The sequence below is a fragment of the Amycolatopsis sp. CA-211722 genome, assembly GCF_056828465.1.
In genome coordinates this window covers 713,938-734,724 of the sequence record NZ_CP184752.1, presented here as the reverse complement: position 1 = coordinate 734,724, position 20,787 = coordinate 713,938, and the positions used below count along the sequence as shown (strand labels likewise).

At 69.6% G+C, this 20,787-nt stretch carries 23 protein-coding genes; 17 read left to right on the top strand and 6 right to left on the bottom strand.

The annotated features are described in order from the left end of the window. Positions 1-37 precede the first annotated feature (37 nt). From ACOCEP_RS03580 to ACOCEP_RS03550, 7 genes are all read left to right on the top strand, one after another. Positions 38-1,039 carry a DUF3558 domain-containing protein gene (locus tag ACOCEP_RS03580; RefSeq protein WP_482335741.1) on the top strand — a complete coding sequence of 334 codons (1,002 nt, stop codon included), beginning with the start codon at positions 38-40 and terminating at the stop codon, positions 1,037-1,039. Between the two features lie 69 nt (positions 1,040-1,108). Next, positions 1,109-2,110, top strand: coding sequence for a dihydroxyacetone kinase subunit DhaK (gene dhaK, locus ACOCEP_RS03575; protein WP_482335740.1), 1,002 nt, complete (start codon positions 1,109-1,111; stop codon positions 2,108-2,110). Further along, positions 2,110-2,733 carry a dihydroxyacetone kinase subunit DhaL gene (gene dhaL / locus ACOCEP_RS03570; protein WP_482335739.1) on the top strand — a complete coding sequence of 208 codons (624 nt, stop codon included), beginning with the start codon at positions 2,110-2,112 and terminating at the stop codon, positions 2,731-2,733. Before dhaK ends, dhaL begins: the two co-directional genes overlap by 1 nt. After that, the gene (dhaM, locus tag ACOCEP_RS03565; protein ID WP_482335737.1) at positions 2,730-3,404 is read left to right on the top strand and encodes a dihydroxyacetone kinase phosphoryl donor subunit DhaM; all 675 of its coding nucleotides are present in this window, start codon (positions 2,730-2,732) and stop codon (positions 3,402-3,404) included. Before dhaL ends, dhaM begins: the two co-directional genes overlap by 4 nt. A 268-nt stretch (positions 3,405-3,672) precedes the next feature. After that, entirely contained in the window at positions 3,673-5,448 is a 1,776-nt protein-coding gene (locus tag ACOCEP_RS03560; protein WP_482335736.1) for a 3-hydroxyacyl-CoA dehydrogenase family protein, read from the top strand. 9 nt (positions 5,449-5,457) lie between these two features. Then, a complete protein-coding gene (locus tag ACOCEP_RS03555) occupies positions 5,458-5,817 on the top strand; it encodes a hypothetical protein (RefSeq protein ID WP_482335735.1) in 360 nt (119 codons plus the stop codon). A gap of 10 nt (positions 5,818-5,827) precedes the next feature. Next, on the top strand, positions 5,828-6,661 hold the full coding sequence (locus tag ACOCEP_RS03550) for a YwqG family protein (protein WP_482335734.1): 834 nt from the start codon (positions 5,828-5,830) through the stop codon (positions 6,659-6,661). Here ACOCEP_RS03550 and ACOCEP_RS03545 read toward each other — a convergent pair. Further along, the gene (locus ACOCEP_RS03545; RefSeq protein WP_126732683.1) at positions 6,658-7,131 is read right to left on the bottom strand and encodes an Lrp/AsnC family transcriptional regulator; all 474 of its coding nucleotides are present in this window, start codon (positions 7,129-7,131) and stop codon (positions 6,658-6,660) included. The two genes, ACOCEP_RS03550 and ACOCEP_RS03545, sit on opposite strands and share 4 nt — an antisense overlap. Before the next feature lie 59 nt (positions 7,132-7,190). On the opposite strand from ACOCEP_RS03545, the gene ACOCEP_RS03540 reads away from it, so the two are divergent. Continuing rightward, the gene (locus ACOCEP_RS03540) at positions 7,191-8,309 is read left to right on the top strand and encodes a trans-sulfuration enzyme family protein (RefSeq protein WP_482335733.1); all 1,119 of its coding nucleotides are present in this window, start codon (positions 7,191-7,193) and stop codon (positions 8,307-8,309) included. 60 nt (positions 8,310-8,369) lie between these two features. Further along, a complete protein-coding gene (locus ACOCEP_RS03535) occupies positions 8,370-8,753 on the top strand; it encodes a DUF6401 family natural product biosynthesis protein (RefSeq protein WP_482335732.1) in 384 nt (127 codons plus the stop codon). A 34-nt stretch (positions 8,754-8,787) separates the two neighbouring features. Here the strand turns inward: ACOCEP_RS03535 and ACOCEP_RS03530 are convergent, their stop codons facing one another. Then, entirely contained in the window at positions 8,788-9,708 is a 921-nt protein-coding gene (locus ACOCEP_RS03530; RefSeq protein WP_482335731.1) for a membrane protein, read from the bottom strand. Between the two features lie 98 nt (positions 9,709-9,806). Beyond that, entirely contained in the window at positions 9,807-10,019 is a 213-nt protein-coding gene (locus ACOCEP_RS03525) for an FmdB family zinc ribbon protein (RefSeq protein ID WP_038508997.1), read from the bottom strand. Between the two features lie 50 nt (positions 10,020-10,069). Here ACOCEP_RS03525 and ACOCEP_RS03520 point away from each other — a divergent pair, with 50 nt between their 5' ends. After that, positions 10,070-11,194: an alkaline phosphatase family protein gene (locus ACOCEP_RS03520; protein WP_482335730.1), complete on the top strand. Its 1,125-nt coding sequence runs from the start codon at positions 10,070-10,072 to the stop codon at positions 11,192-11,194. 69 nt (positions 11,195-11,263) lie between these two features. On the opposite strand, the gene ACOCEP_RS03515 is transcribed toward ACOCEP_RS03520, so the two are convergent. Beyond that, positions 11,264-11,827 (bottom strand): class I SAM-dependent methyltransferase, encoded by a 564-nt coding sequence (locus ACOCEP_RS03515; RefSeq protein WP_482339556.1) that lies wholly within the window; start codon positions 11,825-11,827, stop codon positions 11,264-11,266. Positions 11,828-11,878: 51 nt separating this feature from the next. On the opposite strand from ACOCEP_RS03515, the gene ACOCEP_RS03510 reads away from it, so the two are divergent. After that, positions 11,879-12,631 (top strand): AraC family transcriptional regulator, encoded by a 753-nt coding sequence (locus tag ACOCEP_RS03510; protein WP_482335728.1) that lies wholly within the window; start codon positions 11,879-11,881, stop codon positions 12,629-12,631. A gap of 388 nt (positions 12,632-13,019) precedes the next feature. Continuing rightward, positions 13,020-13,307 carry a hypothetical protein gene (locus ACOCEP_RS03505; RefSeq protein WP_125785093.1) on the top strand — a complete coding sequence of 96 codons (288 nt, stop codon included), beginning with the start codon at positions 13,020-13,022 and terminating at the stop codon, positions 13,305-13,307. 1 nt (position 13,308) lies between these two features. Here the strand turns inward: ACOCEP_RS03505 and ACOCEP_RS03500 are convergent, their stop codons facing one another. Further along, positions 13,309-13,809, bottom strand: coding sequence for a GNAT family N-acetyltransferase (locus ACOCEP_RS03500; protein ID WP_482335727.1), 501 nt, complete (start codon positions 13,807-13,809; stop codon positions 13,309-13,311). Between the two features lie 40 nt (positions 13,810-13,849). Here ACOCEP_RS03500 and ACOCEP_RS03495 point away from each other — a divergent pair, with 40 nt between their 5' ends. Continuing rightward, positions 13,850-14,587 carry an alpha/beta fold hydrolase gene (locus tag ACOCEP_RS03495; protein ID WP_482335726.1) on the top strand — a complete coding sequence of 246 codons (738 nt, stop codon included), beginning with the start codon at positions 13,850-13,852 and terminating at the stop codon, positions 14,585-14,587. 110 nt (positions 14,588-14,697) lie between these two features. Further along, positions 14,698-15,906 carry a glycosyltransferase gene (locus ACOCEP_RS03490; protein ID WP_482335725.1) on the top strand — a complete coding sequence of 403 codons (1,209 nt, stop codon included), beginning with the start codon at positions 14,698-14,700 and terminating at the stop codon, positions 15,904-15,906. Between the two features lie 46 nt (positions 15,907-15,952). On the opposite strand, the gene ACOCEP_RS03485 is transcribed toward ACOCEP_RS03490, so the two are convergent. Beyond that, positions 15,953-16,789, bottom strand: coding sequence for a phosphotransferase (locus tag ACOCEP_RS03485; RefSeq protein ID WP_482335723.1), 837 nt, complete (start codon positions 16,787-16,789; stop codon positions 15,953-15,955). A 135-nt stretch (positions 16,790-16,924) separates the two neighbouring features. On the opposite strand from ACOCEP_RS03485, the gene ctaD reads away from it, so the two are divergent. From ctaD to ACOCEP_RS03470, 3 genes are all read left to right on the top strand, one after another. After that, positions 16,925-18,703, top strand: a complete 1,779-nt coding sequence (gene ctaD / locus ACOCEP_RS03480; RefSeq protein WP_016336801.1) for an aa3-type cytochrome oxidase subunit I — start codon at positions 16,925-16,927, stop codon at positions 18,701-18,703. A gap of 88 nt (positions 18,704-18,791) precedes the next feature. Further along, complete coding sequence (gene serB / locus ACOCEP_RS03475; RefSeq protein WP_482335722.1) at positions 18,792-20,021, top strand: phosphoserine phosphatase SerB; 1,230 nt, start codon at positions 18,792-18,794, stop codon at positions 20,019-20,021. Then, complete coding sequence (locus ACOCEP_RS03470; RefSeq protein ID WP_482335721.1) at positions 20,018-20,776, top strand: peptidyl-tRNA hydrolase; 759 nt, start codon at positions 20,018-20,020, stop codon at positions 20,774-20,776. The genes serB and ACOCEP_RS03470 overlap by 4 nt, the downstream gene beginning before the upstream one ends. The last annotated feature ends 11 nt before the right edge of the window (positions 20,777-20,787 follow it).

Genomic DNA, 20,787 nt, shown 5'->3' with positions numbered 1-20,787 from the left:
CGGACACCGGCGAGGAGCTCCGGCTACCGTGCACTTCGTGCTGTTCAACGCTCGACGTCGCCGGATCGCGTCCGTGCTGGCCCTGGTGGCCGCGCTCGGCGCGGTGTCGGCCTGCGGTCAGAACCTCGGCAAGTCCAACTTCGCCCGGACCACCGTCGCCGCCGAACCCGGTTCCGGCAGCGGTTCCGTGCCCGACGGGGACATCAACGACCCCGCGGTCACCCCGGCGGTGCTGCGCTCGATCGACCCCTGCGGGCTGGTGAGCAAGGAGGCGCTGAGCAGCCTCGGCACCCCGGAGGAGCCGACGGCCAATCTCAGCTCGTTCGGCACCTGCCGGACGAAGGCCACCGACGCCGGCGGCAAGGAGCTCACGGTCAGGGTCGAGATCGGCGCGTCGACCTACTCGTCGAGCAACGGTGTCACCGTCTCGGCGGTCGACGGGCTGCCGCAGATCGAGCGGAAGGACAAGGACGGGAAGAGCTGCGACGTCGGCATCATGACGCTGCGCAAACCCGAGCGCGGGATCAGCTTCTCGGTCACCTACGACGGCGGTGACCCGTGCGCGACAGGCCGCGCGGTGGCCGCGAAAGCCGTGAAGACCCTGCACGGGTCGCCGGCGAAATACCCGGCCGTCGCGGGCACGCTCACCGGTGTCGATCCGTGCACCGCCGCCGACAACGCCGTCCTCAACGAGGTGGTGCCGCACGGCGCGAGCTCGCTGACCACCTTCCACTCCTGCGATTGGACACCGGGCTCCAACCCGAGGATCTCGATCAACTTCCGCCGCGGTCTTCCGCCGGCTGAACGCGACGGGAACAAGAAGGTCGACATCGACGGCGTCTCCGTGTACCAGAAGGTCGGCAACGGCAGTGACGCCGAGTGCAAGATGGAGTGGCAGCACAAGCCTTGGGCCGACGACGAGGTCGAAATCGTCAGCGTGACCTACAAGAACTACGACGAGAAGAAGGACGAAGCGGCTTCGTGCGGGAAGACGGCGAAGATCGCCAAATCGGTGATCTCCAAGCTCCCGAAGCCCTGACGCTGGCGGCATCCGGCCGGGCGAGGTAGGAAGGGGACACCCCACCCGCCGACGTGCCGGAGGCCACCCTTGAAGAAGATCATCAACGACCCGAAGACGGTGGTCGCGGAATCCCTGCGCGGGCTCGCCGCGGCGCATGCGGACGTCCTGCGCGTGGAGGACGACCCGGCGCTCGTGGTGCGGGCGGACGCGCCCGTGGCGGGCAAGGTCGCGGTGATCTCCGGCGGCGGCTCCGGGCACGAACCGTTGCACGGCGGCTTCGTCGGGCAGGGCATGCTCGCGGCGGCCGTGCCGGGCGCGGTGTTCACGTCGCCGACGCCGGACGCCGTCGAGGCCGCGGTCAAGGCCACCACCGGGGACGCGGGCGCGTTGCTGATCGTGAAGAACTACACCGGCGACGTGCTCAACTTCGAGACCGCCGGGGAACTCGCCGCCGCCGAAGGGCTGGACGTGCGCAGCGTGGTCATCGACGACGACGTCGCGGTCAAGGACTCCACCTACACCGCCGGCCGTCGCGGGGTCGGCGGCACGGTGCTCCTGGAGAAGGTCACCGGGGCCGCCGCCGAACGAGGCGACACCCTCGACGCGGTGGAGGCGTTGGCGCGCAAGGTGATCGGCCAGGTCCGGTCCATCGGTGTCGCGCTCACCGCGCCGACCGTGCCCCACGCGGGCGAGCCGAGTTTCGACCTCGCCGACGACGAGATCGAGTTCGGCATCGGCATCCACGGCGAACCGGGTATCGAGCGGACCGCGGTGACGACGGCCGACGAGCTCGTCGCGCGCATGGTGGACGCGGTGGTCACGGATCTGCCCTTCGCCGAGGGCGACAAGGTCCTGCTGTTCACGAACTCGATGGGCGGGACCCCGCTGGTCGAGCTGTACCTGGCGCACGGGATCGCCGAGCGGCTGCTGGCCGAGCGTGGCATCGTGGTCGAACGGCGGCTGGTGGGGCCGTACATCACCAGCCTCGAGATGCAGGGGATGAGCCTGACGTTGCTGAAACTGGACGACGAGCTGACCGAGTTGTGGGACGCGCCGGTGAACACCCCGGCCCTGAGGTGGGGAGTCTGATGGCCTGCACCGCCGAGACGTTCGCCGCCGCCTTGCGGGCGGCGGCCGCCGTGATCGCCGAGCATCGAGCCGAACTGGTCGACCTCGACCGCGCGATCGGCGACGCCGACCACGGCGAGAACATGGACCGCGGGTTCGGCGCCATCGTGTCCGCTTTGGACTCCGCCACTCCCGAAACCCCCGCCGCGGTCGCGAAGCTCGCCGCCACGACGTTGATCTCGAAGGTCGGCGGCGCGGCGGGCCCGCTGTACGGCACGGCGTTCCTGCGCGCGTCGGTCAAGCTGGGCGACGCGGCCGAAGTGGACGGCCCGCTGCTCGTCGAGGCACTGCGCGCGGCGCTCGAAGGAGTGCAGGCGCGCGGCAAGGCCGTCGGGGGAGACGCGACGATGGTCGACGCCCTGATTCCCGCCGTCTCCGCCGCCGAGGAAGCCTCCGGCTCCGGTGTCGCGGAGATCCTGGCCGCGGCGGCGGACGCCGCGGACAAGGGTGCCGAGTCCACTGTGGAGCTCGTGCCGCGCAAGGGCCGGGCCTCGTACCTCGGCGAGCGGGCGAAGGGGCATATGGATCCCGGTGCCCGCTCGACGGCGCTGTTGCTGCGCGCCTTCGCGGAGGCCGCCCAGTGAGCGTTGGAATCGTGCTCGTCTCCCACAGTGCCAAACTCGCCGAAGGACTCGCGGAACTCGCCGCGCAGATGGCGCCGGACGTCACCATCGCGGCGGCGGGCGGCCTGCCCGACGGCGGGATCGGAACGGACTACGACGAGGTCGTCGCCGCGACCCAGCGCGCCGATTCGGGAGCGGGCGTCGTCCTGCTGTACGACCTGGGCAGCGCGCAGATGACCGCGGAACTGGCCGTCGAATCGCTCGCCGACCCGTCGGCCGCGGTCGTCGTGGACGCGCCGCTGGTCGAAGGCGCGATCGCCGCCGCCGTCGCGGCGCAGGGCGGGGCGGATCGCAAGGCCGTCGCCGAAGCGGCCGCGTCGGCGGGCGCGCCGCCGGACCTGACGTTCGACGAAGGCGCTCAGGACGGCGAGAGCAGCGTCGAGCTCACGCTGCGGAACGACGTCGGGCTGCACGCGCGGCCCGCCGCGGTCCTGGTCCGGAGCATCGCGGGGCTGGACGCGCAGGTCACCGTGCGGCTCGGCGAGGAGACCGCGGACGCCAACAGCGTGCTCGCGCTGATGGCGCTCGGTGCCCGTCAGGGCGACCGGATCGAGGTCCGGGCGAAGGGCGCGCAGGCCGAGGAGGCGCTCAGCAAGGTCAAGGACCTGGTCGACCAGAACTTCGGCGAGTGAGACTTACTGGTCCAAGTACATGAAGGCCCCCTTCATTGCGTCTAGCGCCGTGAAGGGGGCCTTCATGTACTTGGCCTCCGCTGGGGAGCAGCATTTCTGCGAGTGAGGTGAAGGGGACTTTCCCCTCGTCTCATGCGGGGAAAGTTCCCTTCGGCCCCTCGTCCGCGAGTGACACTTACTCGATTCGGAGGGTGACAGCCGCTGCTTTCCGCGCCCCGGCATGGCACGATCGGAGAAACTACCAGCGAGTAACCTCCGGAGGCCGGTTGTGGCGCGGGAAATCTCGAGTGTGGGAGTCATCGGTCTCGGCACCATGGGCGCCGGGATCGCCGAGGTGCTCGCGCGGAGCGGCGTGTCCGTGGTCGCGGTGGAGATCGACGACGACGGCGTCCACCGCGGCCGGGGTCATCTGGAGCATTCGACCGAACGGGCGGTGACCGGCGGCAAGCTCGACGCCGACGGCCGGAGCGCGCTGCTGGACCGGATCCGGTACACCACCTCGCTGGCCGAACTGTCCGATGTGGACCTGGTGATCGAGGCGATCCCGGAGAACCTCGAAGCGAAATCCGACGTGTTCGCCCAGCTGGACAAGATCACCGGTCCGGACACGATCTTCGTCTCGAACACCTCGTCGCTGTCGATCACCGAGATCGGCGTGCACACCGCGCGGCCGGGCAAGGTCGTCGGGATGCACTTCTTCAACCCGGCACCGATCCTCAAGCTGGTCGAGATCGTCCGCACCGTCGTCACCGAACCCGACGTGGTCACCGACGTCGTTGCGTTCGCCGAACGTCTCGGCAAGACCCCGGTGGTGATCGGCGACCGCGCCGGGTTCATCGCCAACGCGCTGCTCTTCGGGTACCTCAACCACGCCGTGCGGATGTACGAACAGCGCTACGCCACGCGCGAGGACCTCGACGCGGCGATGCGGTTCGGCTGCGGATATCCCATGGGGCCCTTGGCTTTGCTCGACCTCATCGGGCTGGACACCGCGTACGAGATCCTCGACACGATGTACCACCAGTCGCGCAACCGGCTGCACGCGCCGGCGCCGCTGCTCAAGCAGATGATCACCGCCGGCCTGCTCGGCCGGAAGACGGGCCAGGGGTTCTACACCTACGACGAGCCCGACTCGCCGACGGTGACCGACGCGGTCACGAAGTCCACAGTAGACACTGCGGCGCCCCGTGAGGTGCGCAAGGTCGGCGTCGTGGGGACCGGGACCATGGCGACGGGCATCGTCGAGGTGTTCGCGAAACGCGGCTACGAGGTCATCCTCCGGGCGCGGAGCGCGGAGAAGGCCGCCGCGTCGGTCGCGCGGGTGAAGAAGTCGCTGGACAAGGCCGTCGTCAAGGGCAAGCTGTCCGAGGAGGACGCCGCCGCCGCGCTCGACCGGATCTCGCCGGCGGTGGAGTTCGAGGAACTGGCCGACGTCGACCTCGTCGTCGAGGCGGTGGCCGAAGACCTGGCCGTCAAGCAGGCGGTCTTCGCCGCGCTCGACGACGTCGTGAAGCCGGGAGCGGTCCTGGCGACGACCACGTCCTCGCTGCCGGTCATCGAATGCGCGGCCGCCACCTCGCGGCCTTCCGACGTGGTCGGCGTGCACTTCTTCAACCCGGCGCCGGTGATGAAACTCGTCGAGGTCGTCGCCACCATCGCCACCGCGCCCGACGTGATCGCGACCGTCGACGCCGTCTGCGCGGCCGTGGGCAAGCATCCCGTGCACTGCGGCGACCGGGCCGGGTTCATCGTGAACGCGCTGCTCTTCCCGTACCTGAACGACGCGGTGAAGATGCTCGAAGCGCACTACGCGGAGGCCGACGACATCGACACCGCGATGAAGGTGGGCTGCGGGCTGCCGATGGGCCCGTTCGAGCTGCTCGACGTCGTCGGGCTGGACGTTTCGCTGGCGATCCAGCGGACTCTGTACAACGAGTTCCGCGAAGAGGGCTTCGCGCCCGCGCCGCTGCTGGAACACCTCGTGACCGCCGGACGGCTCGGCCGGAAGACCGGAAAGGGGTTCAAGGACTACTCGGCCCGGTAACTTGGACGCATGCCGGTTTCCTCGGGGGTCAGGAAGCGGATCAAAGAGCTCCTCGATCCGGACGACGAGATCCATTACGTGTTCCCAGCCGACGTCTTCGGCAGCACCAACCCCGGAGTGTTCTTCGCGGTGACACGCAAGACGATCACGATCCTGACCACCGGGTACCTGAGCCGGAAGATGCCGAAACGCGTCGTCGCGACGACGTTGCGGAACCATCGGATCGGGCCGGTCGACACCTCGACCGTCCCGTGGTTCAAGTTCAACGGCGTCGACTACGAGATCGACGACGAGTACATCTCCGTCGTGCACGCCGCGGATGCCGAGATCATGCGGGCAAAACCTGAAGATCCGCTGCCGGACCTCTAAGCTCCCGTGAGTGCGTCAGCTCACCTACGACGGGGTGCCCATCCCCGGCCTGAACGACCTGGTCCGGACGGCCATCCGGCTGCATCCCGCGCCTGGGGTGCCCGGCCCGGACGAAAGCCACTTCGGCGGTCCGCTGCTCTGGCCGTCGGACGAGCCTTGGCCGGAGTGCCCGGTGACCTGGCCGCCCGACCCGGACGCGTCCGACGACGGGTGGCTGGCCGGGCATCCGCTCGACGGCCCGGTCCCGGCGATGGCCGGTGCGGCGCAGTTCTTCCGCGACGACTTCCCGGAGCTGCCCTTTCCCGAGGGCACCGACGTCCTGCAGATCCTTTTCTGCCCGATGGAGCACGAAAGCCCGCATCACCAGGGGCCCGCGGTCCGGCTGATCTGGCGTGATTCGGGCGCGGTGCGGGACAGCACGGACACGCCTCCTGTCCCTGAAAACGCCGTAGCCGCCTACCTGCCGGATCCCTGCGTTTTCGAACCGTGCTCGATCGACGAGCTGCCCCGGCTCTGTGATTTCCCGGCGGAGACCCGCGCCGCGCTCGGCATCCCCGAGGGCGCGGGTGACGACCCGGATGGCTGGCCGGAGCTGGACCAGTACTCGAAGATCGGCGGCTGGACCGCCTGGGACGCGACCGATCGGCATGAGCTGGGCTGCCGGGAGTGCGGCGCCGAGCTGCGCCAGACGATCGCGCTGGCCTCGGAGGAGCACGAGGTCGGCTGCGGATGCGAGGTCGCCGAAGGCGAGGCGGCGGGCTGGTCCTTCCGCCGTCGGGGGGTGCTGAACGTCTTCACGTGCCCCACCGACGTCACGCATCCCTTCAAGGTCCGGATCGACTAGCCGGGCGGTAGCAAAGGTCCCCCGCTCCAGTGCTGGAAGACCAGGTTCGTGTGCACCCGGGCGACCTCGTCGCGGGCGGTCAGTTCGTCGAGGACCAGCCGTTGGAGTTCCGTGGCCGACGCGGTGGCGACATGGGCGAGGAAGTCGTCCGGGCCGGTCAGGTGGTAGACGGCGCGGACCTCGGGCAGGGCCAGCAGATGCTCGACGAACGAGTCGACCAGCGCCCGCCGGTGCGGGCGGACCTGGACGAACAGGAGCGCTTCGAGCGGGCGGCCCAGCTTGGCAGCGTCCACCTCGGCGCGCTGGCCGGTGATCACCCCGAGCTCACGCAGCCGGTTGACGCGGTCGAGACAGGTCGAAGGCGCGACGCCGACCTCGGCCGCGAGATCCTTGTTCGAGATCCGGGCGTCGTTCTGCAACAGCCGCAGAATACGAAGATCAACCGTGCTCAGTTCGACGGAATCCGACATCCGCGAATGATATCCGAGGATATTGCGGCCCATCCGGTGAAAATCGCACCATCTGGAGTATGACCGCAACGCTGCGTACCCGAGCCGTCCATGCCGGCCGTGACGATCTCACGGACCTCGGCGTCCACGCCGCTCCGCTCGACCTGTCCACGACGTACCCGTCGCGGGACAGTGTCGAGGAGGCGGGCCGCATCGACGAATTCGCCGCCTCGGGCTCGCTGTCCGGGCTCCCGGTCTACGGGCGGCTGAGCAACCCGACCGTCGAACGCTTCGAGAAGGCGCTGGCCGAACTCGAAGGGTTCGAAGACGCCGTCGCCTTCGCCACCGGCATGGCGGCGGTGTCCGCCTCGCTGCTCGCCGCCGTCGCGCAGGGCAAGCGGCATGTCGTCGCCGTCCGGCCGGTCTACGGCTGCACCGACCACATGCTCACGTCCGGTCTGCTCGGCACCGAGGTGACCTGGGCCGATCCGGATGGCGTCGCCGCCGCAGTGCGTCCCGGCACCGGGCTGGTGCTGCTCGAAACGCCCGCGAACCCGACCCTGCGCGAGGTCGACATCGCCGAGATCGTGCGCGCCGCGGGCGAGGTCCCGGTGCTGGTCGACAACACCTTCGCGACTCCTGTGCTCCAGCGGCCGGGGCGGCACGGGGCCCGGTTCGTCCTGCACAGCGCGACCAAGTTCCTCGGCGGCCACGGCGACGTCATGGGCGGCGTGGTCGCTTGCAACGCCGAAGACGCGGGCATGCTGCGGCAGATCCGCTTCGCCACCGGAGGCGTCTTGCACCCGCTTGCCGGGTACATGCTGCTTCGCGGCCTTTCGACGCTTCCGCTGCGCGTCAACGCCGCGTCCGCGACGGCCGCCGAACTCGTCGAGCGCCTTCGCGGTCACGCGAACGTGAGCGCCGTGCACTATCCGGCCGTCGGTGGTCCGCTGATCGCGTTCGAGGTCGACGGTGATCCGCACGCGCTCATCGGCGCGGTCCGGCTGATCACCCCGGCCGTCAGCCTCGGGAGTGTGGACTCGCTCATCCAGCATCCCGCCTCGATCAGCCACCGGATCGTCGCCGAGGACGACCGGCGCGGCGCGGGGGTCACCGACCGGCTCATCCGTATGTCGGTGGGACTGGAGGACGTCGAGGACCTGTGGCACGACCTCGATCAGGCACTCAAGGCGTGCTGAGTTCTGCGATCGTCGTCACCGGGATGTCGACAAATCGTCCGGCCTGGCTAACCTGGTCGGGTGAAAGATCTGGTCTCGTCCTGGGTGGAATCTTCGGCTCGTAGCACGCTTTCCCGGCTGCACCAGCAGATCGGTGTCGCCGGGCTGGCCGCCGCCGCGGCCGTGCCCGGGCTGTCGGCCGTCTTCGATCAGCACTCCGCCGCCGTGCGGGACATCCTCGCGGCGGGGGTCGAAGGTTCGGCGGCGGTCGCCGGGGTCGTCCTTCTCGCCGGCTACACGCGCGGGCTGCTCGACGAGGCGAAGACGAAGGGGTGGACGTTCCGCATCCCGGCCGATCTGTCCGCCTGGACCACCAGCGACTGGATGACCGCGCGGCTGGTCGGCGTGTGTTCGCTGGCCGCCTCGATGGACGACCGGCGGCCCCAGCCGACCGGGAACGGGTAGGGCGGCCGGACGCCCCACCCGCTCCCGTGGAAGGTCAGCGGTACTCCGGCGGAGGGGGCATGTTTCCACCGGGGGGCCGCTGGCCGGGATCCTGGTGCTGCGGCACCTGACCCTGGCTTGGCGGGAACTGCTGGTGCTGCGTCGGCGCGTTCGGGTTCGCGGCGTGGTGCCCGGCGGACACCGGCTGGTTGACCGTCGTCCGCTCCGTCGGCACCTCACCCGAGCGGCCGGCGTCCTCGCGGCCGCGCTGGTAGGCCTCGGCCTGCGCCTTCGCGGCGGGGATCTCCGCCTCGGCCCGGCCGAGCCAGGTCTCCCAGCGCTGCTGCATCGGCTTGATGAGACCACCGCCGACACCGACGACGGCGATCCCGCCGACCGTGGCGAGCACGGCGATCAGCACCGGCATCGTGACCGCGGTGGCCACGCCGATCTGGTTCAGCGCGGCGATCGCGCCCAGGCCCCAGATGAACACCGAGGCGATGGTGGCGAGCACCTTGCCATAGGAGACACCGCCGAGGGCGTTGCCGATCAGGTCCTTGACCGCCTTCGCGACAGCGCCGGCGATCACCACGATGACGATCGCGACGATGGCGCGCGGCAGCCACGCGACGATGTCGTTGAGCAGCGCGCTCACCGGGTTCGGGCCGAACACGCCGAACGCGAACTGCAGGGCGATCAGCAGAATCGCGTAGTAGACGATCTTGCTGATGATGCCCGACGCGTCGAACTGGCTGCGCGCGAGCATCTGTTTGAAGCCCCCGCGTTCGAGGAGCCGGTTGAACCCGACCTTCTCGAGCACCATGCTCACGGCCTTAGAGAGCGCCTTGGCGATCAGCCAGCCGATGAACAGGATGACCAGGAACGCGAGCAGTTTCGGGACGAAGGTGGCGACCGAACTCCAGGCGCTCGACACGCCTTGACCGAAGTCGACGGCCGCCAGTGCTGATGTGGCCACTGGACTTTCTCCCTTCCCACCACTGGAGCTTCCAGACTGGTGGGAAGGGGGTACCCGCCATTCGGGCGATCACACGTTACGCCACCCGAACGGGTGGCTCAGCTGCAGCAGCCCCCGCCGCAGCAACCGCCTCCACCTGCGGGAACGGGGGCGGGACCGGAGGCCGACCCGGTCAGCGCGACGGTCGTCAGCAGTTTGACGGTGTCCTGGTGGCCCTCGGGGCACGGCGCGGGCGCTCCGGACTCGCTCATCGGCCGCAGCAGTTCGAAGGTTCCGGCGCATTCGCGGCAGCGGTAGGCGTAGGTCGGCATGCCGGCATTATCCCATCTCCTTCCGGCCGCCGGGATGGCAAGCTGGCCGGGTGGAACTGCCTGTCGCGGCGCACGTGCCGCACCTCGGCCAAGTCGTCCCGTCCGTGCTTTCCGCCCTCGGCGCCGACGGGTTCGCCAACTCGTTGAGCCTGGCGGAGGCATCCAGCGCCTGCGTCCTGCTCATCGACGGTCTCGGCTGGGAACTGCTGGCCGAGCACACCGCCGACGCGCCCGTGCTCACCCAGTTGGCGAAGTCACCGTTGCGGGTCGGTTTCCCGGCGACGACGGCGGCCGGTCTCGGCGCGATCGGCACCGGGCTGGCGTCGGGGGAGCACGGCCTGGTCGGCTACAGCTTCGAGGTGCCGGGCACCGGCGTCCTGAACGCGCTGCGCTGGAGCAGCCACGTGGACGGCGGCGATCTCCGTGGGGCCCTGCCGCCGCGCGAGGTGCAGCCGCTGCCGACGACGTTCGAGCGCGCGGCCGCCGCCGGGATCACGACGAGCGTGGTGTCTTCGGCGAAGTTCGCCGACACCGCGCTCACCCGGGCGACGCAGTCCGGCGCGCGCTATGTGGGCGTCCACGCGCTCGGTGACCTGGCCGCCTGCGTCCTGCACTGCCTCGAAGCGCGGCCCGCGTTCTGCTGGGGCTATCACAGCGAACTCGACATGCTGGGCCATATCTACGGGCCTGGTTCGGCGCCGTGGAGGATGCAGCTGCGGCAGGTCGACCGGCTGGTGGAGTCCATTGTGGACGGGCTGCCTGCCGGGGCGCTCCTCGCGGTGGTGGCCGACCACGGCATGGTGACCGTCGAGGGCGCGCTCGACATCGACGAGACCCCCGCGCTGCTCGGCGGCGTCCGGGCGATCGGCGGCGAGGTCCGGGCGCGGCACGTCTACAGCGAAGCGGGCGCGGAGGCCGACGTCCTGGCCGCGTGGCGCGAGGTCGTCGGTGAGCGGGCGTGGATCCTTCCGCGCGACGAGGCCGTCGACGCGGGGTGGTTCGGGCCGGTCTCCGATCGGGTCCGCCCGCGTATCGGTGACGTGGTCGTGGCGGCGAAGGGGCGGTTCGGGCTGGTGCGGGAACTGGCGGAGGCCGTCGAGTCCTCCCTGGTCGGCCAGCACGGCTCGCTGACCCCGGCCGAACAGCTCGTCCCGTTGGTCCTCGCGCGCGGCTGACCCCCTGCGTTTAGTCCTCTAAATGCGGTCCTTGCGTGTGCAACTACCGCATTTAGAGGACTAAACGCGTCAGGCGGGCTTCCTGGCCGAGAACTTCACGGAGCGTTTGGGCACGTGGTCGACCTTGATGTCGGTGAAGCCGGCGTCGGTGAGCCGGGGCCAGAGCGAAACCGGGTCGAGCGCGTTCATCGTGTCGCCGAGGTGCAGCAGGCGGAACGGCAGACTTTCGAGGCTGTCGATCGCGCGCAGGACGCCACCGGGCCTGAGCACGCGGAACGCCTCGGCGAAGATCGAGTCCTGCAGCGCCGTCGTCGGCACGTGGTGCAGCATCGTGAAACAGACGACCGCCGAGAACTCGCCGTCTTCGAAGGGCAACGCCGCTCCGTCTCCCCGGACGATCCGCACCCGGCCGTCGAACTCCCGCTGGAGGAGGTCCGCCGACGCCTCGTCGATCTCGATGGCCGTGAGCCGGGGAACGAGACTTTCCAGGGCGCGCGTGGTCGCGCCGAAGCCCGGGCCGATCTCCAGTACGGAGTCGCCGAGGTCGAAGCCGGCGACGTTGCCCGGCATCTCGTGGGCGACGGCCTTCGCCCACAGCGCGGAACTGCAGAGTTTGCGGTGCACCAGGTTCATCGGCATGAATCCGACGCTAACGGTGACCGATAGGCGATAGGCTGCCAAGCGATGTCGCAAATCGGACTCCTGCCGCCGATGTCGACGGCGATGGTGCTCGGCGAGATGGATCTGCCCGCGGGCACGTGGCTCCCGTGGCACGAGCACGACGGCCATCAGCTCGCCTGGGCGGCACGGGGGATCTTGAGCGTGAACGTCGGCGAGCGGTACTGGGTGCTGCCGCCGACGCGGGCGCTCTGGATCCCGGCGGGTGTCGTCCACCGGACCGGCGCCACCGCGCAGACCGTGTTGCGGGGGATCTACGCCGCCCGCGACCGATGCCCGGTGCGCTGGCCGGGGCCGACGCTCGTCGCCGTCCGCCCGCTGCTGCGGGAACTCCTGGAGCACCTCGGCGCCGCCGACCTCGGCGACGACGCGCGCCGCCGGGCCGAGGCCGTCGCCTTCGACCTGCTCGAGCCGGTGGACGTCGTGCCGATCACCGTGCCGATGCCGTCCGACGGACGTGCGCTGACCGTCGCGCGAGCGGTGATCGCCGATCCAGCCGACCGGCGCCGCCTCGCGGACTTCGCCCACGACGCCGGCGCGAGCGAACGCACCCTCGCGCGCCTGTTCCTGACGGAGTGCCGCACGACGTTCGGCGCGTGGCGGGTGCAGGCACGGCTGCGCGCGTCCTTGCCGCTGCTGGCGGAGGGCATGCCACTGACCGCGGTCTCCCGCCGGATCGGCTACTCCTCGCCGAGCGCGTTCGTCGCCGCCTTCCGGCGGGCCGTCGGGGTGACGCCGGGCGCCTACTTCGGCGGCTGACCGTCGAGTTACGCCCTCCGTCACGCGAGTTACGCCCTCCGTCACGCGAGTTACGCCTTCAGTCACGCGAGTTACGCCTTCAGCGACGCGAGTTGCGCCTCCAATCACGTGTGATCGGATGGACGACACTCGTGATCAGACGGACGACACCCGTGATCCGGTGGCCGTCAGGTACCCGCGGCCCGGTTTCACCACGTGCCGCTCGTCCGGTCCGTGATGGCCGCCGGATCACGCGTGACTGGAGGCGCGACTCGCGTGACTGAAGACGCGACTCGCGTGATTGGAGGCGTAACTCGCGTGGTTGGGGGCGTGACTCGCGTGTTCGCCAGGCGGGACGAACACCGAGCGAGCGGGATCACACGGCATCCGGCCGTATACCGTTTCGGGCGTGCCACGACGTAACCGGCCCGAACGCGGTGGACGCCCCGACCTCGGCGCGTCGACCGGCTGGGCGCGCTCCGAATCAGCCGCCGACGGCGACTGGCTGGTGCGCACCGTGCCCGGCGCCCAGGCCACCAAGGACTACCGCTGCCCCGGTTGCGACCACGAGATCCGGCAGGGAACCCCGCATGTGGTCGCCTGGCCCGCCGACGACACCGGCGGGGTCGCCGACCGGCGGCATTGGCACAAGGCGTGCTGGAGCGCGCGATCCCGCCGCCGCCCGGGCCGCTGGTGACTCAGCGCCGCATGTGCAGTGAGGGCGCTCCCTCGAACTCCTCCTCCGTGTGGATCTTGAAGCCGAGCCGCTCGGCGACCCGGACCGACGGCACGTTGGACGCCATGATGTTGGCGATCACCGGGACGTCGGGGATCTCCCGCTCGGCCCAATCGACGACGGCGGCCGCCATCTCCGTCGCGTAGCCCTTGCCCCAGGCGAACGGCCAGAAGCGGTACGCGAGGTTCAGCACGCGCTCGCCGTTCCATTCGTGATACCGGACGCCGCCGAATCCGACGATCACCTCGGGATCGTCCAAAGCGGACACCGCGAGATAACCGAACCCGTTCTCGGCCCATTGCTTCATCCAGGCGTCGTACAGCTCCCGCGCACCCTCGACGGTGTGCGGCACGACGTTGAACTTGTTCGTCTCCGGATCGGCCTGCAGCGCGACGATGTTCTCGCGGTCCGCCTCGCGCAGCCTTCGCAGCAGCAGCCTCTCCGTCTTGATCTCAGTCAGCACGGATCTGACGGTAGCGCCAGGGTGCGACAGAATTATCGCCATGAACGCTCTCCCGCTGGTCCTGCTGCACGCCTTCCCCGTCGACGCCCGCATGTGGGACGCGGTCCGCGCGCCGCTGTCGGAACGCCTGCGGCTGATCACCCCTGACCAGCGCGGCCTCGGCCGCAGCCCGCTACCGGAAACCGATCGGGAGCCGGATCTGGCCGACGCCGCCCGCGACGTCGTGGCGCTGCTCGACCGGCTCGGCCTCGACAAGGTCGTCCTCGGCGGCTGCTCGATGGGCGGCTACCTGACGATGGCGGTGCTGCGCTTGGCGCCGGAACGGGTGGGCGGGCTCGTGTTCATCGACACGAAGGCGTCGGCCGACGCCCCCGAGTCCGCGCGGGCCCGGCACGACGTCGCGGCCAGGGTGGAAGCGGAAGGCGCCGGATGGATGCCCGAAGCCCTCACGCCCGGCTTGCTCGCCGAAAACGCACGCCCGGAGGTGGTCGGACGGCTTCGTGAACTGATCACGACACAGCCGCCGTCGGGGATCGCGTGGGCGGCGCGCGCGATGGCGGCCCGGCCCGATTCGTTCGAAACGCTGCGCTCGGCGAATGTGCCGGCGTTGGTCGTGGTCGGCGAAGAGGACGGCCTGACTCCGCTGGAAGAGGCGAACGCCCTGGTGGAAGCGCTACCGGACGCGACCTTGGTGGTGCTGCCGGAGGCGGGACATCTGACGCCGCTGGAGGATCCGGCCGGTGTCGTCGAAGCGATCTTGGGCTGGTACCCCGCGTAAGAAACGTTTCCCTCGCCCCTTCCAAGGTATAGCGGACCCCGGGGCTTGCGGCAAGCCCCCATTCCCGGTCCACAATTCGTGCCTTCACGTTTTGCCGAAGGGGGATTCCCATGCGTGTACTCCTGTCCACGATCGGGACGAGGGGTGAGGTACAGCCGCTGGTCGCCTTGGCGGTGCGATTGCGGGAACTCGGCCAGGACGTCCGGCTTTGCGCACCGCCCGATTTCCGTGACTGGGCCGAACGTCTCGGGATCTCTTTTGTTCCGCTGGGGCCGGAACTGCGGCCGACCGCGAAACCGGACTCCGCCATGACCAAGGCGATGGCCACGCCCGAGGGACGGCGCGCGATGGCCGAGGCCATGGTCGTCGGCCAATTCGAGACGATGCCGGAGGCGGCCGAGGGTTGTGACGCCGTCGTCGCCGGAATGGCTTTGAACATCGCCGCCCATTCGGTGGCCGAGCGAAAAGGGATTCCCTATTTCTTCACCGCTTACTGCCCGATAACGCTGCCGTCATTGCACCATCGTCCGCCCGTTTTCGCGGGCTGGGCACCGAAGGATCCCGACGCCGCCATCCCGGCCCTGTGGGCGGACGACGCGGAACGGTGGAACGCGCACTGGGGCGGCGTGCTGAACGCCCAACGGGAAAAGCTCGGTCTCCCGCCGGTCGACGACGTCCGCGGGCATGTCTTCACCGAATCCCCGTGGCTGGCCGCCGATCCGGTGCTGGCGCCGTGGCGGGCTCCGTCGGCGCTCGACGTGCACCAGACCGGCGCCTGGATCCTGCCGGACCACAGTCCGTTGTCCCCGGAGCTGGAGGCCTTCCTCGACGACGGCGAACCCCCGGTCTATTTCGGATTCGGGAGCATCCGCGCTCCCGAGGAGATCGCGAAGGCGATGATCGAGTCGGCGCGGGCGCACGGGCGGCGGGCGATCGTGTTCCGCGGCTGGACCGAGCTGGCGCTGATCGACGACGAACCCGATTGCCTCGCCATCGGGGACGTCAACCAGCAGGCGCTCTTCCCGCGCGTCGCGGCGGTCGTGCATCACGGCGGCGCCGGCACGACGACGGCTGCGACCCGGGCCGGGGTACCGCAGGTGCTCGTCCCGCAGATGTTCGATCAGCCCTACTTCGCGCGGCGGGTCGGGGAACTGGGGGTGGGGACGTCGATCACCGGTGAGCCCTCCGCCGAAGCGCTCACGTTCGCTCTGGGCGAGGTGTTGCGGCCCGACGTCGCCGAGCGGGCGCGCCAGGTGGGCGGGGAGGTCCGGACGGACGGTGCCGACGTGGCGGCTCGGCTCCTGATCTCCCGCGTTTAGTCCTCTTGATGCGGTACTTGCGCGTGCAACGACCGCGTTCAGAGGACTAAACGCGGGAGAAGTAGCGCTCCAGAGCGGCTTCGGCCTCAGGGAGCCGCTCGGGGAACCGCCGCGCGATGACGAACCGCCAGGGGATCTCGAACAACCGCCGCAACGCGATGAACGGCTCCAGCGACGCGGGCGGCACATCGGCCGGGTACGCGGCCAACGTCTCGTGCCCGGCCTCCGCGAACAGCACGCCGAGGTCCCAGCCGAGCGGCCCGCGCCAGGTGTCCTCGAAATCGAGCCAGCATGGTCCGGCCGCCGTCGCGACGACGTTTCCCCGATGGGCGTCGCCGTGCAGCGGCCGGGCCTCACCGTCCGGAAGCGCCGCCGCGACTCGTTCGAGTTCCTCGGACAACCGGGGCGCCGCGCCGCCCAGGAGAGCACCGTGCCGGTCGAGCAGCGTGCGGAGTTCCCGGACCGGCCCGAGTCCGGGCAGCTCACCGGGGTAGTCCGCGAGCGCGTCGTGCACCCGGGCGAGCGAAAGCGCCACCTCGCGCGGCGGCAGCGTGTGCCCCGGTTCGTGCGGCGTGTAGTGCCAGAGAGTGACCGGGAGGCCGTCCGCGAAATGCGGTCCCGCCGGGGGATCCGTGGTGGGTGAGACGACGAGCACACCACGTTCCGTGAGGTACCTCGACACCTCGACGTCGCGCCTGAGCCAGTCTTCGGGCGAGGTACGGGCGAAACGCGTCGTGCCGGGCACCCGTGCCACCACCGGACCCAGTCTCACCAGCACGTTCGACTTGAAATGCAGGACCTCGGGGGCGCCGGTCGGGAGCCCGTACCGGGCACCGACGGCGACCGCCGCGGCCACTCCCGCACGAGTGTGTTCGTCGGTCACGGCCCGATCTTGCCAGCCGGTGCGCGCGACTGTCGGTAGTGAGGGCTACGATCCCCACTAGCCGCCGGAGTGGGTCCCGAATCCGCCCGGCGACCGCAAATTGACCACCACAAGGTTTGAGTGTTGGAGGCAGGAGTGACGGCCGTAGCCCCCAAGCCGATCGCCACGCGCCCGTATCCCGCGCGCGAGTCGGTTAAGGGTTCGTACCTGCTGCGGTTGTTCCGCACGACGGACCACAAGCAAATCGGCATCATGTACCTGGTCACGTCGTTCGCCTTCTTCATGGTGGGCGGCGCGATGGCGATGCTGATCCGCTCCGAGCTGGCGCGTCCCGGGCAGCAGTTCCTTTCGCAGGAGCAGTACAACCAGCTGTTCACCATGCACGGCACGATCATGCTGCTGCTGTACGCGACGCCGATCCTCTTCGGTTTCGCGAACTTCATCCTGCCGCTGCAGATCGGTTCGCCCGACGTCGCCTTCCCGCGGCTGAACGCGTTCTCGTACTGGCTGTACCTCTTCGGCGGCCTGATCGTGATGTCCGGCTTCCTGACCCCGGGTGGCGCCGCCGACTTCGGCTGGTTCGCCTACACCCCGCTGTCGGACGCCATCCACTCGCCCGGCGTCGGTGCCGACCTGTGGATCTCCGGTCTGGTCGTGTCCGGTCTCGGCACCATCCTCGGTGGCGTCAACATGATCACCACGGTGGTCTGCCTGCGCGCCCCCGGTATGACGATGTACCGGATGCCGATCTTCACCTGGAACATCCTGGTCACCAGCATCCTGATCCTGCTGGCGTTCCCGATCCTGACCGCGGCCCTGATGGGCCTGCTGGCGGACCGGCATCTCGGGGCGCACGTGTTCGACCCCGCGAACGGCGGCGTGATCCTCTGGCAGCACCTGTTCTGGTTCTTCGGCCATCCAGAGGTCTATATCGTCGCGCTACCGTTCTTCGGGATCGTGTCGGAGATCTTCCCGGTCTTCAGCCGCAAGCCGATCTTCGGCTACAAGGGCCTGGTCTGGGCGACGCTGGCGATCGCCGCGCTGTCGGTGGCCGTGTGGGCGCACCACATGTACGCGACCGGCGCCGTGCTGCTGCCGTTCTTCTCCTTCATGACCTTCCTGATCGCGGTCCCCACCGGCGTGAAGTTCTTCAACTGGATCGGCACGATGTGGAAGGGCCAGCTGTCCTTCGAGACGCCGATGATCTTCTCGATGGGCTTCATCGTCACGTTCCTCTTCGGCGGTCTGACCGGCATCATGCTGGCCGCGCCGGCGATCGACTTCCACGTGTCCGACAGTTACTTCGTCGTCGCGCACTTCCACTACGTGCTCTACGGCACGATCGTGTTCGCCACGTTCGCCGGGATCTACTTCTGGTTCCCGAAGATCACCGGCCGCATGATGGACGAGAAGCTCGGCAAGTGGCACTTCTGGACCACGTTCATCGGCTTCCACGCCACGTTCCTGGTGCAGCACTGGCTCGGCGCCGAAGGCATGCCGCGCCGGTACGCGGACTACCTGCAGTCCGACGGGTTCACCACGCTGAACACGATCTCCACGATCGGCGCGTACATCCTCGGTGCCTCGACGCTGCCGTTCATCTGGAACGTCTTCAAGAGCTACCGGTACGGCGAGATCGTCACGGTGGACGACCCGTGGGGCTACGGCAACTCGCTCGAATGGGCGACGTCCTGCCCGCCGCCGCGGCACAACTTCACCGAGCTGCCGCGGATCCGGTCCGAGCGTCCGGCGTTCGAGCTGCACTACCCGCACATGATGGAGCGCATCCACAAGGAGGGTGAGATCGGTTTCTTCGGGAAGCAGAAGGTCAACACCCACCGGGCGCCGTCCCAGGTGCTCACCGAGGCGGCCATGCCGGGTGACCACTCCGAGGACAACTCCAGCGAGAAGTGACCCGATAAGCGGAAATGGCGCGTGCCTTGCCTCACACAGGGGCAAGGCACGCGCCATTTTTTTGCCCGGCTGAGGGAGACTGACCTTCGTGACGCAGACACCAGTTCTCATCACCACCACCGGACCCGACAAGCCGGGTGTGTCCTCGGTGCTGTTCGCCGTGCTGTCGCGCCACGACGTCGACGTCCTCGATGTCGAGCAGGTCGTCATCCGCGGCCAGCTGGTGCTCGGCGTGCTCGCCGGCGTGTACCGCGACCCCGAGGGCCTGCAGGAGTACGTCGAGCAGGCGATGGCGTCGGTCGGGATGGAGGTCGAGGTGAAGATCGGCTCGGCCATCGGCGCCGACCCGTTCGCCATCGGCCAGAAGGACTCGACGCATGTCCTGCTGATGCTCGGCCGCCCGGTGACCGCGCGCGCGTTCTCCGACGTCGCGCGACGGCTCGCCGCGCTGGACGTCAACATCGACTCGATCCGCAGCGTCGCCGACTACCCGGTGACCGGGCTGGAGCTGTACGCCTCGCTCGCCCAGGACACCCCGGAGGCCGATGCCGCGCTGCGCACCGCGCTGGCGGACGCCGCCGTCGAGGCCGGGATCGACATCTCGGTCGAGCGGGCCGGGCTCGCCCGCCGCGCCAAGCGCCTGGTCGTCTTCGACGTCGACTCCACACTCATCCAGGGCGAGGTCATCGAGATGCTCGGCGCGCACGCCGGGGTCGAACCGCAGGTCCGCGAGATCACCGAGGCCGCGATGCGCGGCGAGCTGAACTTCGGCGAGTCGCTGGAGCGCCGGGTCGCGCTCCTGGAAGGGCTGCCGGAGACGGTGCTGGACGAGGTCGCCGCGTCCATCGAGCTCACCCCGGGCGCGCGCACGACCATCCGCACGCTGAAGAGGATGGGCTTCCGCTGCGGGGTCGTTTCCGGTGGGTTCACCAAGATCATCCAGTCCCTTGTGGACGACCTCGGCCTCGACTTCGCCGCCGCGAACGAACTCGAAGTCGTCGACGGCAAACTCACCGGCCGGGTGATCGGGGACATCGTCGACCGCGCGGGCAAGGCGGTGGCGCTGCGCCGGTTCGCCGAGGAGTACGAGATCTCGCTGGAGCAGTGCGTCGCCGTCGGTGACGGGGCGAACGACATCGACATGCTGTCGGTCGCCGGGATGGGTGTCGCCTTCAACGCGAAGCCCGCGCTGCGCGAGGTCGCCGACACCGCCCTCTCCCACCCGTACCTCGACGCCGTGCTGTTCCTGCTCGGCGTCACCAGGGCCGAGATCGAGGCGGCCGACGCGGCCGACGGTCTCGAACTGTCGCGGCCATGAGCGTGCTCGATCCGCTGGCCGCGCGCTACGCGTACTGGCTCGGCCTCCCCGCGGAAAGCACCGTGGACACCTCGGACGAGGACCCCGCCGAGGTCCGGGCCATGCCGGTGATCCTGCGGATGGAACGGGCCGAACCGCCGTCCCGGACCGCGTTGCTGGAGGCCGCCGCGGCCGCCGCGGTCGCGGTCTGCCTCGACGAACGCGCCCGGCCCGAAGGCGAATGGCACGAGCCGCTCAAGGCGTGGGTCGACGGCCGGATCCGCAAGGTCGCCCGGCGGGCGCGCGGCGCGCACTGGCAGGCGGTCCAGGAACTTCCGGGCATCACGGTCGAGGTCGACGGCGCCGAGGCGCGGGCGTTGCTGCCTTGCCGTGTCGTCGAGACGCCGAAGGAGGTCTCGCGATTGCAGATCTCCGGGAGCGAACTCCCCGCCGACGAGCCGGGGCCCGCGCCGGACGGTCTTCCGCGCTTGCTGCTGAACCCCGAGGTCTCGATGACCGTCGGCAAGGGCGCGGCACAGGTCGGGCACGCGACGATGATTCTGGCCTCACTGCTCGACGAAGCCGAACAGGCCGCCTGGGCGGCGACGGGGTTCCGGTGCTCGGTGCGGACGCCGCCGGTCGCGACCTGGAAGGCGCTTTGCCCGGTCGAGGATCCCGAAGGCTCGTGGCGCCGGGACGGTGTCGTCGCGGTCCGGGACGCCGGGTTCACCGAAGTCGATCCCGGAACGGTCACGGTCATAGCCCAAAGGGCTTAGCTCCTATACTC